11 protein-coding genes are annotated in these 13,634 nt (G+C 64.9%); 5 read left to right on the plus strand and 6 right to left on the minus strand.

Annotation, left to right across the window (positions count from 1 at the left end; all coding sequences use genetic code 11):
• Nucleotides 1-587: GntR family transcriptional regulator (locus tag ACWCPF_RS06705; protein WP_451043875.1), on the minus strand; the 587-nt coding region annotated here is incomplete at its 3' end.
• A gap of 107 nt (nucleotides 588-694) precedes the next feature.
• Between ACWCPF_RS06705 and ACWCPF_RS06710 the strand changes: the two genes are divergently transcribed.
• Genes ACWCPF_RS06710 through ACWCPF_RS06720 form a run of 3 tightly spaced genes read left to right on the plus strand, consistent with a single transcriptional unit; the run spans nucleotide 695 to nucleotide 1,975 of the window.
• Nucleotides 695-1,102: an NUDIX hydrolase gene (locus ACWCPF_RS06710; protein ID WP_451044223.1), complete on the plus strand. Its 408-nt coding sequence runs from the start codon at nucleotides 695-697 to the stop codon at nucleotides 1,100-1,102.
• A 46-nt stretch (nucleotides 1,103-1,148) separates the two neighbouring features.
• Entirely contained in the window at nucleotides 1,149-1,577 is a 429-nt protein-coding gene (locus ACWCPF_RS06715) for an ATP-binding protein (RefSeq protein ID WP_451043876.1), read from the plus strand.
• Entirely contained in the window at nucleotides 1,571-1,975 is a 405-nt protein-coding gene (locus ACWCPF_RS06720) for a hypothetical protein (protein WP_451043877.1), read from the plus strand. The genes ACWCPF_RS06715 and ACWCPF_RS06720 overlap by 7 nt, the downstream gene beginning before the upstream one ends.
• Nucleotides 1,976-2,015: 40 nt before the next feature.
• On the opposite strand, the gene ACWCPF_RS06725 is transcribed toward ACWCPF_RS06720, so the two are convergent.
• Nucleotides 2,016-3,821, minus strand: a complete 1,806-nt coding sequence (locus ACWCPF_RS06725; RefSeq protein WP_451043878.1) for an IS481 family transposase — start codon at nucleotides 3,819-3,821, stop codon at nucleotides 2,016-2,018.
• 352 nt (nucleotides 3,822-4,173) lie between these two features.
• On the opposite strand from ACWCPF_RS06725, the gene ACWCPF_RS06730 reads away from it, so the two are divergent.
• Nucleotides 4,174-5,718 carry an ATP-dependent nuclease gene (locus tag ACWCPF_RS06730; protein ID WP_451043879.1) on the plus strand — a complete coding sequence of 515 codons (1,545 nt, stop codon included), beginning with the start codon at nucleotides 4,174-4,176 and terminating at the stop codon, nucleotides 5,716-5,718.
• Nucleotides 5,719-6,175: 457 nt separating this feature from the next.
• Here the strand turns inward: ACWCPF_RS06730 and ACWCPF_RS06735 are convergent, their stop codons facing one another.
• Both ACWCPF_RS06735 and ACWCPF_RS06740 read right to left on the minus strand, forming a co-directional pair.
• Nucleotides 6,176-7,729, minus strand: coding sequence for a hypothetical protein (locus tag ACWCPF_RS06735; RefSeq protein WP_451043880.1), 1,554 nt, complete (start codon nucleotides 7,727-7,729; stop codon nucleotides 6,176-6,178).
• A 1,474-nt stretch (nucleotides 7,730-9,203) separates the two neighbouring features.
• Nucleotides 9,204-9,698 carry a DUF5959 family protein gene (locus tag ACWCPF_RS06740; RefSeq protein WP_451043881.1) on the minus strand — a complete coding sequence of 165 codons (495 nt, stop codon included), beginning with the start codon at nucleotides 9,696-9,698 and terminating at the stop codon, nucleotides 9,204-9,206.
• Between the two features lie 121 nt (nucleotides 9,699-9,819).
• Here ACWCPF_RS06740 and ACWCPF_RS06745 point away from each other — a divergent pair, with 121 nt between their 5' ends.
• On the plus strand, nucleotides 9,820-10,623 hold the full coding sequence (locus ACWCPF_RS06745; protein WP_451043882.1) for a DUF1963 domain-containing protein: 804 nt from the start codon (nucleotides 9,820-9,822) through the stop codon (nucleotides 10,621-10,623).
• A 1-nt stretch (nucleotide 10,624) separates the two neighbouring features.
• Here ACWCPF_RS06745 and ACWCPF_RS06750 read toward each other — a convergent pair whose 3' ends face one another.
• Both ACWCPF_RS06750 and phoU read right to left on the minus strand, forming a co-directional pair.
• Nucleotides 10,625-12,313, minus strand: a complete 1,689-nt coding sequence (locus ACWCPF_RS06750; protein ID WP_451043883.1) for an FAD-dependent monooxygenase — start codon at nucleotides 12,311-12,313, stop codon at nucleotides 10,625-10,627.
• Between the two features lie 482 nt (nucleotides 12,314-12,795).
• Entirely contained in the window at nucleotides 12,796-13,509 is a 714-nt protein-coding gene (gene phoU / locus ACWCPF_RS06755) for a phosphate signaling complex protein PhoU (RefSeq protein ID WP_451043884.1), read from the minus strand.
• Nucleotides 13,510-13,634: the final 125 nt, after the last annotated feature.

Below are 13,634 nucleotides of genomic sequence, written 5' to 3' on the forward strand. Positions count from 1 at the left end.
TGCCCCAGCTCTTCGAGTCGGGCGTAAATGCCGCCGGGACCGGGGTTGGGTTCGGCGATCTGCGTACCGCGGGCGATGTCGAGCGGCAGGTAGGACGTGGCGAACTCGACCGGACGCCCGTCGAGGAGATAGCGGCGCCGACGTGCCAGGACCCGCCGCACGGACCCGAGGCGGGTGGAGATGTCCTGACTGGCTTTCTCCTCCTTGACCTCGAGGCTGTCGACCTTGGGGTGGCTGCCGACGGCATCGGCTTCGACGATGAACGCGGACTTCCCCTGCTCTCGGTGCCGCCGGGCGAACCGGTCCGACGCGAGCCGTCGCACGGGCGGGCGCGGTCGGACGAAGACGCCCTTGCCGTGCTCGGCGTGCACCAGGCCCTCGCCCTGGAGGATGGAGAAGGAGTTCCTGACCGTCATGCGGGAGACCCCGTAGTGGTCGACGAGCTCGGCCTCAGAGGGGAGCTTCTCCCCCTCCCGGAATCGCCCACGGTCGATGGCCTCACGCAGCTGGTCGGCGATCTGGCGAAAGACCGCACGATCGCTCGTGGGGTCGAGATCACCGAGCAGGCCCGAAGACAGAGGGCTCACGTGTACTCCTTTAGGTATCTAGACGAGTGGGCGAGTGTTGTTGCTACGGTGGAGAGCCTAGCCATCCGAGAGGGCCGAGGAACGTGAGCACAGAACGCCCGCACTCCGTGAGCGTGGCCGGGGTCGTCGTCGACGACCAGGGCCGGGCCCTCCTGATCCAGCGCCGCGACAACGGTCACTGGGAACCGCCGGGCGGAATCCTCGAACGTGAGGAGTCCATCCCCGAAGCCCTTCAGCGCGAGGTCCTCGAAGAGACCGGCGTCAAGATCACACTTCCCGCGACCCTCACGGGCGTCTACAAGAACATGACGGGCCTGATCGTCTCGCTGGTCTTCCGGTGCGAAGCGGCCGACGGCACGCCGACGACCGGCGACGAGACCCGCGCCCTGCGGTGGGTCACCCGTGAAGAAGTCTCCGAACTCGCCGACGAGGCGTACGCGATCCGCGTCATCGACGCATTGGACGCGGCATCCCCGCCGGCCATTCGCGCCCACGACGGCGTGAAACTCGTCTAGTCCGAACCCGCTGCACATGGCGGCCTACCAGCATGAAGGAACTTGTATGCACGAGTATACGAGTACTGCCCGGGTCTGGGGACTGTCTTGCCCAGGTTTCCCGGAAGAGGTCAGCCGGGCCCGGCGCTGGACGCGCGACATCCTGCGCGGCTCCCCTTTTGCCGAAGACGCCGAACTGATCGTGAGCGAGCTGAGCGCGAACGCGATCCTCCATACGGCCAGCGGCCTGGAGTCCGGAAGCTTCCACCTGGCCGTAGCCGTCTCGGCGCAGGTGGTCGCGGTCTCGGTGACGGACGACGGAGGCACCGGCACGGCACCCAAGGCCGAGCACCAGGACCAGGACGCCGAACACGGCCGGGGCCTCGGCATGGTCAGCGCGATCGCCCATCGGGTCGTGATCCACGACAGCGACGGCGGTCACACGGTCACCGCGGAGCTCTTCACGGACGTACGCCGAGGAGGCCACCCATGCTGAGGACGACGACCAGGAACGGGTTCTGGTGCGAGTGCTGGACGGAGAAGCTCGGCGGGCAGCATCCGCCGGCACTCTTCGGATCCTTCGACGCCTACTCGGCGGTCGAGGCGAACAACTGGGTGGCGACGATCCTGCGCACCATCTCACCGGCCCTCGACACGGCAGCCTCCCAAGAAGCGTGGACGCGGCTCCACGACGACCGCATCGACACGAGACGAGCCCTCTTGCGCCGGGAGCCCTGGACGGTATCCATCACCCACGTCAGCACCCGCATCACATGGACGGTCCGACCAGCGCTCTTCCTGCCGATGGCACACCGTCAGGGCAGGCAACTTCCGCCGTGCGCTCACGACTTCAAGCCTCACAGGCCCCGCGCGACCGTGTCTAGTCCCAGGTGATGGCTGACGTTTTGGTCCCAGGTGATGCTTGACGGTGGGCCTAGACAACATCGGAAACCTTGTAGGGCTTGTTCGCCTTCACGTGGCGGACGGGGATGTCGGTGGTGCGCCGGATAACCCGGACCTGGCCGTCCAGCTCGACGGTGATGGTCGTCTCAGACACGTGCACGGTCACCGTCTGGCCTGCATAGGGGCGGCCAAGGGAGACGCTCTGGCGGCAGACCATGATCGTGCCCACAGCGCTGACCCGCCGCTGCACCCGCACCGGCTCCACGCTCGGCCTGGGCGGCGGGCCTGCGGGCCGCAGACCGCGCAGACGCTGGATCGCGTCGGAGCTGAGCGGGTTGGGCCGCACCCGCAGCAGCTCCCGCGAGGACAGGTCGAAAAACGACAGCGTCTCACCCTCGATCCGGACGCCCACCTGGCGGCCGCCGAGAATCTCCGCCGCCAGCACCTGGTGCCCGCCCAGGCCCACCAGCCCGCTGTTGTTCACCACCCGGTCCACCTCGAACGCCGCCCCGTCACCGACAGGCAGCGGGGCCGGCCCCGCCGCACGTCCTCCCCGGGCCGCCAGCACCGCCAGATCAGAGACGGACAGGTGCGAGCGCACGGTCTTGATCCGCGTCCCCGCGACCAGCACATGGATCACCGCGGTGTCGGCCCAGAACGTAACCGTCAGCCCCGAGCGGGCCGGCCCGAGCCAGAACTGCTTGCCCGCAACCTGCAGATTCCCACTCGCCGGCACCACCCGCTCGAACTCCACCGACCCGCCCTCCTCCACCTGCGCCACCTCGGGCAGAGGGGCAGGCGCCGCATCGGCCGGATCCGGCACCGCGGCAGGAGCCGCCCGCTGCTGCGGCACCAGCGCAAGCACCCCAGGCACTCGCAGCCCCAGCACATCCCGCTCCGACTCAGGAACCGGGGCGAACCGGTCCGCGGGGGACTGCATGTCCAGCGCCTGATGCGGACGCACGGAGTTGTATTCCTGAACCCACGCGTCCAGCGCCGTCCGAGCCGCCTGGATGCTCTCGAACGCGCCGCAGTCGTCGAGGAGTTCACGCCGCAGCGTCTGATGGAACCGCTCCACCTTGCCCGTCGTGGTCGGCGACGCCGGCTGCGTCAGCCGGTGCGCGATCCCGTTCTCCCGGCAGATCCGGTCGAACAACACCTCACCACCGTGCCCGAACCGGTCGGTGAACTGCTTGCCGTTGTCGGTCAGCACCTCCTCCGGCACCCCGAACGCCTGCAAAGCCCCAGCGAACGCCGCACACACCGCCCGCCCGGTCGCCCGCTCGACCACCGACGCGATCACGCAGTACCGGGAATGATCATCCACACCCGTCACGACCTTGACCTCGGACAACTCACCCGTCACCGGGTCGACAAGCATCACCCCACCGACGATGTCCATCTGCCACAGCTGCATCGGCCTGTCCCGCTGCCAGCGCTTGTAATCCGACCGCTTCCGGCGCCGAACCCCCGACTCCACCAGCCCGTGACGGACCAAGATCCGATACACCGTCATCCGAGACGGCACCGGCGCCACCGCCCCGGAACGCTCCAGCACATGAGCGATCCGCCGCGGGCCCCACCGTGGATGCTCACGCCGCAGCTCACACACCGCCGCCTCCACCTCGGCAGAAGCCTGATGCGGACACGAAACCGGCCTGCGCGACCGGTCAGCCAGGCCGGCCAGACCCGAGACGGCATACCGCGACTTCCACCCACTGACCGTCTGCCGCGACACACCGAGCCGGGCGGCGACCTCCGTCACCGTCGCCCCCGCCAGGACCGCAAGCACAGCCCGGTATCTCTGCTCGACAACCGACAACTCCACCAGAGCCAATCCCGGCCTCCTGCCACACGCCGCAACGACGTGCACAGCAAAGCCGATCACGGCCACCGTCAACCATCAGCTGGGATCGAAGTGTCAAGCATCTCCCGGGACCGGACAGGCCCCGCGCGACCGACTGAGTTACAACTTTCTCTACTGGTTCAAGGCGGCTCGCTCCGCTCCCCGCGCGCGGCCCGACCCCCGGCCGGGCCTGCGCTCCTGTCTGCGCCCCGCTCCAGCCCTGCCGGCGCCCGTGCCGCGCACACAGCAAACAGCCAGCCTGACGTCAGAGAAACGGTATGTCACAACTGGGGCGGTCTCGTATGCTAGCGGTGCCATTGAGAGGCAAACTGGAGGGGCGCGAGTGAAAAGCGAAATCCGCAACAGTGACATTATGGCACTCTTCTCGCGAGTAAACAAGCGAGCATACGACAAATACCTCCGGCGTGTTCGCCTCGTGAAGCTCCGCGGATTCGAAAATCGCGAAATTAATTTCGACTTTCCGGTAACAGCTCTTGTGGGGCCAAATGGCTCCGGAAAGACCACAATTCTGGGGGCGGCAGCCTTGATTCATCAAGGCGTAGTCCCACGACGTTTCTTTGCCAAGAGTGGTAAGTACGACGAGAGCATGAAGAACTGGAAGGTTGAATACGAAATCCTTGACAAGCGCGAAATGAGCAGCACCACCATCAGTCGGACTGCAAGCTACCTCAAGGCGAAATGGAATCGCGATGCAGTCGATCGTGATGTTTTGATTTTCGGCGTAAGCAGGACCCTACCGGCTAGCGAACGAAAGGAACTTTCCCGATTCATCGGATCTGGCTTCCAGGGATTCTCCGAAGACCAACTGACAGCCCCGGTGATTCAGGCGGTGGAAGCAATCCTCGGCAAGGACGCCGCCGCGTATCTCCGCGTAAATTCAGGCGAAGGGGGTCTCTCCATCTTCGCCTCCCAGGCCACTGACGAAACCGCCGGATACTCCGAATTCCACTTCGGCGCGGGCGAGGCCAGCGTAATTCGAATCGTGTCCCAGATCGAAGCGGCACAGAATCACGCATTGATCCTCGTGGAAGAGATTGAAAACGGACTCCACCCTGTCGCGACGCGTCGACTTGTCGAATACTTTATTGGGGTCGCCAAGCGGAAGTCTATCCAGGTAATTTTTACTACCCATTCCAACGATGCTCTTATGCCTCTTCCAAACGAGGCCGTATGGGTCGCGTACAAAGGGGAAGTGAAGCAGGGAAAGCTGGACATTGCCTCGTTGCGGGCATTGACGGGGCAAATCAACGCCCGAGTTGCAGTATTCACCGAAGATCGATTCGACGAAATTGTCGCCGACATTACCTTGCGCGCTTACTGCCAGAAGCATGGCCTTGATCGCTCTGGGATTGAGATCCACAAGCTCGGTGGCGCTGCGCCTGCGAGAGATCACACCCGATTCCATAACGCTAGCCCGGCACGCAGGTTCTTTGCAGTTGCCCTACTGGACGGAGACAAGAGGAAAGAGGACGGATTCGCGCCGAAGCGAGTAACAATCTCTGCGCCAGAAAATGAACCCCAATTTTTTTCGGACTTGTCTTTCATTCCTGGGGAAAGTGACCCAGAAGAGCTGATTATCGATCGCATCTTGACGGGCCTAAAGGAGATTCCAACCCTTTTGGGCAAACTGACGATCTCATTGCATTTGGATAGCTTCATGCAAGAACAAGTGCGACAGTCGGTAGTGCAGAGGTCATACACTAACGGCGACCGTCACAATATTTTTCGCCAAATCGGAGAAGATTTGGACTTTCTAAGTGAAGAGCTGGTCCAGCGAGCATTCATCACAACGTGGGCCTATGCGTATGCCGACGATGTCAATGAAATGTGGGATCCGATCCGCCCGCTCCTGGCAAAACGGATTTAACCTGTCTCACTGATCGCAGCATTCTGCGGACCCTCCATCGTCGTCACGGGCCAGCCGCCACTACTTCCTCTGGTCGACGGCACAAGCCGGTAGCGTGGCCGAGGCCAGTGGGGGTGCAGCGAGGCATACGCGTGCGTGATTGGTCGACGCACCCGCCGTCGTAGCTGACTGTCGTCGGCCGAGGTTCGGCCACCGCCATGCCAGATGGGGGGCAGCCATGGTTAACGGGGTGTCGCGCGGTCGAGTTCTCGGCAGTCTGACCAGGTATCGAAGCTTCAGGTCAACGCCCGCACTCTCCAACCTCTCTCCTTAACGGGTGTGCAGTAACCCAGCCGTAAGTACATCTCGGTACACCCAGAAAGCTTTGCCCTCGGCGAGGGAGGCCCGCATTTCATTCCGGTTCCAACCAGGACTCACGGAGCTGTACCGCGGGTAGCCAGCCCGTCTTCATCCGTCTTCATGGCTTAGGTGAATCAGTCATTATTTGTGTCGGAGTCGCGGTTTCGCTAACGGAAGGTTCTGGCTGAGGCTGCCGAACCAAAGGACGGTTCGCTATGTAAAGCAATAGCACTGTCCCCCACAGCACAGCCAAGAGCACCGCAATCCAACAGCGCAACCGTCTCATGAGGGTAGCGCCTAGCTGTGACGACTCCTTAACCAGCAACAGGGACCCGGCAAATGTGGTTGGAAGCAACAAGAGCGAAAGATTGCCGGCCGTAAGCCAGTGGATCCAGTTAAATCCATATGCGACCACAGTCATCCAGGTGGCAAGGATGGAACCTAGAACTATCCGCTGAAGCAGGCGCACCAGATGAGTAGGGCGGAGCTTGACGCGGACCCGGATTCGCCTATCCCTCTTCGGATCAGCAGAGGCAAGTACCAACAATTCCTCACTCTTGAACAACTCTTCTGGGTAAGAGCTCAGCCTGCGGGAACCGTCTTCGCTCAAGAGGGCGAAGGACCGTTTATTAAATTCCACATTTTCGGTGGTGATTCGGCAGCTGATTTGGTTGACCTGCGCATCCTTGTACACAACCGGCTCATTAAGTATATTCCTCTTGCCGGATTCCACTTCTCGCTTTTCTTGCACCCTGATAGTGAATGGTTCCCCCAAGGGCACCCGGCAGTCACTCATGACAACCCAAAAATCACCATACTGAGCGTAGCGAAGCAGTATCTTGTAAGCCAATATTGATGTCTCCGGAGGCGCATGGACCGCCAGCCTTGAAACCTCTCCCAGGTAGTTTTTAAGTTTTCTCAAGTAGCCGAGAGCGATATCATTGAATTCTGTTACTTCATCGAGGTCGAAGTCGTGAATTTCCTTAAGGAGCGGTAGAGCGATCAATGGATTCTGGGACGGGTTATGCTTGTTGAAAGTGATGCCGACTAGTTGATTGAGCAGGCCCCTGATTGGCGAGTCCCGTCGCTCCCAGATCTCAGCCGTCGCAGGGATCCAACCGCCAACAATTCCAGCGGCCCGGAAGTAGTTCTTCAATACATCATGTTTGAAGAAGGAGTTGGCTTGGTACCACTGCTCGCGATCGACGGCAAATATGGCCATGAAGAATCGAACTAGCCTCCTGTCGACCAATAGGGCCGAGGCATTCATCGGGACTTTCTGAGCTAGGCCTTGCTGCAGTAGAAGTACCGTTAGGTGCGCCAAGTAGCGGGCTTGCAAATCAGAGCTCTTGTGTCGATGCACGCGATATGCGGGCTTATCCGCTATGGATAGTTCAAATCCGAGCGGCGGCCTGCGGGGCACGCTCCCGACTGGGAGTCGCAGCCACGCTTCAGCTTTGTGGTCGGCCCAGTGCACATTAAGTGCTGGATCGAAACGTAGGGCATTGCCTAGCGAGCTTACATGGATTGTTCGTGTCCGCTCAGAAAATAGGGTGCTCGGAAAGTCGATTTCCTCGACAGCTCGCAAGCGCCAGCGCGTCGGCTCATCCATCAAGCGGAACGTTATCTGCGTCGAAGTTCCAGACTCGAGTATTTCGTCCAGTTCGGGCATAATTCCTATTGATGGGCTCCGGACGCACTATCGCAAACGGTGGAAGCTGTTGGAGTGACAGCGGCCAACAGATGACAATCCAAGCCCGCTACGGTATAATGCTTGACTTTGCTCAGGCTGGGGCGTATCCTCCGGTTGCATGGTGAGGGATTACAGGCCAAAATGGCTGAGATGGGAAGGTCTCTTCAGCACCCGCCATCGGCTTTTCCACAGACTTGAACCGGCGGCGACCATGGCTACGACACACGCAAGTTCCCCTGAGGAAGTCTCCAAAATCCTCGAGGCAAACGAAAAATTGGCCGGCCTTCCGAGCGGCTACGCTCAGAGCGATTCAGCCCCCATTCCAGTTTTTTCTGAGTTCACAGAGAAAAAAGCTTGGGAGATCGCCACGCACAGCTACAAGGACAAGTTTTAATCACTTTGCACCATCTTGTCCTCCCGCCAGAAGACCACGGCCATGGCGGCGGATCTCGTCCCATTCAGGCCCGTCCTGACAGAGGTCACGAGGCTTCCTCACCGCCACCGCCGAGTCGATGCTCAGCATGGGCAGGATCTTGGAATACCGCCCCTCGCCGTCGCCCTTGACGGCACGCAATTAGACACTCACCGCTGGTCCCTGACATCCGGGGACCCGCAGGGCCGACAACCCCTTCGCCGTGAACGTCCCTTGGCGGAGCTGGGCCCGGGAGCGTCTGAGCCTCAACCGACGACAGTCAGCCACGATGGCGGATCAGCCGACCGTGCAGGCGCGCGTGTGCCTCGCTGTACCCCCGCCAGCCCGAGCCACGCTGTCCGGCCGTCGACCAGAGCAAGTCCCGCCGGAGGAAGCGCATGCGTGGCACCTTGCGCGATGGCCTCTTCGTCCCGTAGGAACTTGGGCGGAGACTCGCCCGCCGCTGTTCGTCGGCGTTGTGCCGTGCCATTCGCGTGCCACATCCTGCGGGGAACCACGGGGAACAGCGGGACCTTGCCCCGAATGCGACCAAGACTCCCACATCGCTCCGCCGCAGGTCACCGCTGCAACCGCGGCCAAGAGACCCGAGCTTCCCAAGCTGAGGGCTCATGCATCGTCGTCACGGATCGGTCGACGCGGCTTGCGCTGGTCGACGCATGGCAGCGTGGCTGAGGCCGGTGGGGGTGCATCGAGGCATACGCGTGCGTGGTCGGTCGGCGCACCCGCCGTCGTGGCTGACTGTCGTCGGCTGAGGTTCAGACGGGGTGTATCGGGGGTGCCGGCCGTCAGTCGAGTGGGGCGAAGCTGGGCCGTCCCTGGGCCGTCCGAGGTTGCTCGACAGCGCCCAAGGATAACCAATGACGACCACCAGGCGCGCGAGTCCACCGCCCCTGACCAGCAAAAACCCAGCTCACCAAGATCTCCGGCAAGACCCAGGGCAAGAAGAAGTAACGCGACGCTGATAAGCCCCCGACCTGCGGTTTCTTGGCAGGTCGGGGGCTTTTTGGTGGGGCTGGGTCGTCAGGTGTTGTTGGTTCGGCGCCACTCGTAGGCGCCGGGTGACGTTTCCACGACTTCGCGGGGGTAGACCTCCAACACCCGCGTGAGCAGGTCGCGCTGCTTGCCGACCCAGTCCGTCGGAAGTGCGAACAGCGGGACGGTGACAGTGACTCCTGAGGCGGGTCCGTCGTGGGCCGACACCGACATCCGGTCGTGGCCGTCGGGCTTGAACTTCAACGACGGTGTCCGCCCCGAATCGAGCCATATGGCGGATCGCCGGGTCTCCAGGGTCGCCAAGACCTCCGCCCAGTCCTCCAGATCTTCCGGGAGGAGGGTCACTGAGAACATGGCGTTGAGGGACTCCGCCGCGATGACGATCTCGCATTCGAGGAAGTCGTGGGCGAACAGGTTGCCGGGCTGGGAGCGTCCCAGAACGCGCACGGAGACGCTGTGCCCGCTGGTGCCCGGCCGGTCGGCCAGGTGGATCAAGTCGATGGCGTCGCCCGTCGAGTCCATGGGTTCCCTCCCCGATGACAAGTCCGTCCAGCACTGTGACGTGGAGGGACTCCCCAGTAGTTTCCGGAGGAAAGGTAGCTTGCCCACGTGCCGGAAGCCGTTGATCCTAGGAGGCCCACCCGTGGCGCAGAGCTTTGCAGGTCCGCCGGTCGATCTGGACGACCTGATACCCGAGCTTGCGGCTCTGGGACGACGGACGACGCTGCTGTTGCCGAAGAGCGGCTCTCCCGGTGTCCGGGAGAGTTCCCTGGGCGGCCCCATGCTCTGGCCCGCCGGCGAGCCCTGGCCCTACTGCGGGCAACCAGGGCACTGGGCCTGGCCCAACGAGAAGCGTCCGGCCGGGACGGCCCCGATGGTGCCGGTCGTCCAGCTGTTCGCGCGCGATGTGCCCCAGCTGCAGTTCCCACCGGGCACGGACGTGCTCCAGCTGGTGTGGTGTGCGTTGATCCACCCCCAGGACCCGGCGTGCGCCGCGTTGCCGCGGCTCTACTGGCGCAGCGAGGAGGTGGTTCTCGCCGGCGGAGTGCTGCGGGACATCCCCGCTCCGCGGCAGGGCGAGTACGACGAGGACTTCCTGCCCCACCCGTGCACCGTGTCCCCGACTCAGGTGGTGGAGTACCCGAACTGGGACTTCCCGGAGGAACTCCGGCAGGCATCGCGGCCTCGCATCGAGGAACTCGAAGAGCGCTTCGGGCTGGAGTACACACAGTGGGCATGCGCGCTGCAGAACAAGGTCGGTGGATACCCGGCCTGGAACCAGCCGCCCGACTGGCCGGTCTGCGGGCGCGGTCACCGCATGGAACACCTCCTCAGCATCACCGGAGAAGCAGACCTGGACATGGCCATGGGCGACCTGGGCGGCATCTACCTCTTCCTCTGCCGCCGGTGCCCCGAACTGCCCTACGCGCACCGCTATGACTGCTAGGTCACGGCCGAAGCGCAGTCTTCGGCGGGGACCACGTGGTCATGTAGTCGGAGACGGCACTCGTTGTGGCGGTGAGGGGGAAGCGGGACGCCAGGTGGCCGTCTGGGCGGAGGATGTAGCCGGTGGGGCCCTCGGGGCGGTAGAGGCGGGCGAATTCGGCTGCGGTGTCTCGGTAGGCGGGGACCGGCAGGGTGTCCGGGGCGGCGAGTGTCGGGGTGGATTCCCGGGCCAGGATGACGATCGTCTGCATACCGGGTGCCTGTGCCTGTGCCTGTGTTGCGGCCTTCGCCGCCTCCGTGGGGTCGGTCGCGTAGAGGAGGAGTACGTGGTCCGGGCGGTTGCGCAGGATGTCCAGCAGGCGCCAGGGGTACGCGGCCGCGGGGGTGGTCAGACCGGGGCAGTCGGGGGCGCGGTCGCCGGGTTGGGGGGCGTCGGGCGGGCCGTGCGGGGCGGTGGCCAGGGGGCCGTTCCGGTAGTCGATGAGGAGTTGGGCCTCGCGGAGCAGCAGGGTGCGCGGGTTGTCGGGGTCGGCTTCGATGCCCTGGGTGGCGTGCCGGACGGTACGGCCGACGACCTCCTCGCCGACCGGACGGCGCTCCGCGTCGTAGGTGGCGAGGAGAGCGGGCCCGGCCTCCCCCTTGACGACCAGCGCGAGCTTCCAGGCCAGGTTGCACGCGTCCTGGATCCCGGTGTTCATGCCCTGGGCGCCGGTGGGCGGATGGATGTGGGCGGCGTCGCCCGCGACGAAGACCCGTCCGTCGGAGTAGCGGTCCACGATGCGGTGGCTGATGCGGAAGACGGAGGACCAGCGGAGACGGGAGAGCAGCGCGGGCTTGGGGGCCAGGCGGTCCACGACCGTCTGGAGATGGTGGAGTTCCGGGGCGCGGTCGCCCTCCAGGCCGTGGGCCACGCCGTCGCCGTCACCGTCACCGTTGCCATCCCCCGCCCCCGCCCTCGCCCCCCTCGCCCTCGCTGTCGAGAGTTCCGGCGGGACCAGCATCGACATGCGGTAGCGGCCCGCGCCGGGCAGGGGGATGCAGACCAGGATGTCGTCGGTGGCGCCGTCGGCCGTGCGGTGCAGGGAGCGCAGGCCGTAGCCGTGGGGCAGGTCCCAGTCCGCCTCGACGTCGCCCAGCATGTACTCCTCGGCGAAGGCCGCCCCCTCGTAACTGAGGCCCAGCCCCTTGCGCACGGTGCTGTGCGCTCCGTCGCAGCCGATCAGATAGCCGGTCCGGAACTCCTCCTCCGCGCCGGAGGAGGTGCGCAGGCGCGCGGTGACGCCGTCGTCGTCCTGGGTGAACCCCAGGAGCTCGGTGCCGCGTTCGATGAAGGTGCCGAAGCCGGCGACGTACTCCTCCAGCAGGCGCTCGGTCTCGTACTGCGGCAGCGCGGCGAACTCGTAGGGCACCTCGGGCGGCAAGGTGAGATCGATGCGCGCCTGCTCCCGGCCGTTGACGTAGATCAGCTGGCCGCGCAGGACCGAGGCCGCCTCCAGGACCGACCGGGCCAGACCCATCCGGTCCCAGATCTCCAGCGTGCGCGGCTGGATGCCGACCGCCTTCGCGTACGGAAGCCGGGCCGGCAGGCGGTCGACGAGCCGGCAGCGCACCCCGTGCCGACGCAGCTCCGCTGCCGCACTCAGTCCGACCGGACCGGCCCCCACGATCAGTACGTCGGTCGCGCCTGTCACGTCGGTGCTCCGGTGTGCGCCACGGATGCCTCCCGATGCCGATGCCGGTGCTGATGGTGTGCCGATGGTGGTGCCGGTGCGCGTAGCCCGACGTCCATGGTCACCCTGCCCGGCACCTGCTGCGACCGGGGCGGCGGCGCCGCACGACGAAGGCCCCGGCGCCGTGACCGGCACCGGGGCCCTTCAGCCTCGTACGTTCGCTTCGCGCGGCCTCAGCCGCACTGGCAGGGACCGCCCGACTGACATCCGCAGCCGCACCCGGATCCGCAGCCGCACGCGGCGATCAGGGTCAGGCTCCTGATCTCGGCGGGCTGCTCGGTCGGGCGTTCCTGCGTGGGGTCGGGGGTGGGAGCGATGGGGGACTCGGCCATGGGTTCCTCCCGGAGGCGTAGGGCCTGTGCCCATTCCATGCCCGTTCCGCTGGGCGCATCAACGGCGCACAGTGGCTCGCGCACGCCCCCGGGAGACGGTTCGAGCCCTTTTCAGGCCCCCTCGGCCGCCGTCCCCGTCCCCGCCGACGTCTGGATGTCCGGCTGGATGTCGGGCTGGAGCTCGTCCGCGTGCTCGCCCGTGACCAGGAAGACCACGCGCTTGGCGACGGCCACCGCGTGGTCGGCGAACCGCTCGTAGTAGCGGCCCAGCAGGGTGACGTCGACGGCCGTCTCGATGCCGTGCTTCCAGCGGTCGTCGATCAGGTGCTGGAAGAGCGTGCGGTGCAGCAGGTCCATGGCGTCGTCGTCGGACTCCAGCTGGAGCGCCAGGTCGACGTCCTTGGTGATGATGCACTCCGCGGACTTCGCCATCAGGCGCTGCGCGAGCTGGCCCATCTCCAGGACCGTGGCGTGCAGGTCGTGCGGGACCGCGCGGTTCGGGAAGCGCAGCCGCGCCAGCTTCGCCACGTGCTGGGCGAGGTCGCCCGAGCGCTCCAGGTCGGCCGACATTCGCAGCGATGTGACGACTATCCGCAGGTCGGTCGCGACCGGCTGCTGCCGCGCGAGCAGCGCTATCGCCCGCGCCTCCAGGTCGTGCTGCAGCTCGTCGACCTTCTTGTCGGCCTCGATGACGCTCTCGGCCAGCTTCAGGTCGGCGTCGAGAATGGCCGTCGTGGCGCGTCCGATGGCCGACCCGACCAACCGGGCCATCTCCACCAGGCTGTCGCCGATCGAGTCCAGTTCCTCGTGGTACGCGTCCCGCATCAGGGTTCCCTCTCGTACGTCGTTCTTGGGGTCCGGCTATCGGCTTCGGGTTCGGCTTCTGGTTCGGGTTCGGGTTCGCTTCCGATGGCCGGAAACCGGCCATCGGAACCAGTCGGAACCAGGTC

The sequence above is a fragment of the Streptomyces sp. NPDC001858 genome, assembly GCF_053594615.1.

What these genes read in the sequence shown, in the direction of transcription:
- ACWCPF_RS06715 (WP_451043876.1), top strand. Translation starts at nt 1,149, where the DNA reads ATGCACGAGTATACGAGTACTGCCCGGGTCTGGGGACTGTCTTGCCCA.
- ACWCPF_RS06720 (WP_451043877.1), top strand. Translation starts at nt 1,571, where the DNA reads ATGCTGAGGACGACGACCAGGAACGGGTTCTGGTGCGAGTGCTGGACG.
- ACWCPF_RS06735 (WP_451043880.1), bottom strand. Translation starts at nt 7,729, where the DNA reads ATGCCCGAACTGGACGAAATACTCGAGTCTGGAACTTCGACGCAGATA.
- ACWCPF_RS06740 (WP_451043881.1), bottom strand. Translation starts at nt 9,698, where the DNA reads ATGGACTCGACGGGCGACGCCATCGACTTGATCCACCTGGCCGACCGG.
- phoU (WP_451043884.1), bottom strand. Translation starts at nt 13,509, where the DNA reads ATGCGGGACGCGTACCACGAGGAACTGGACTCGATCGGCGACAGCCTG.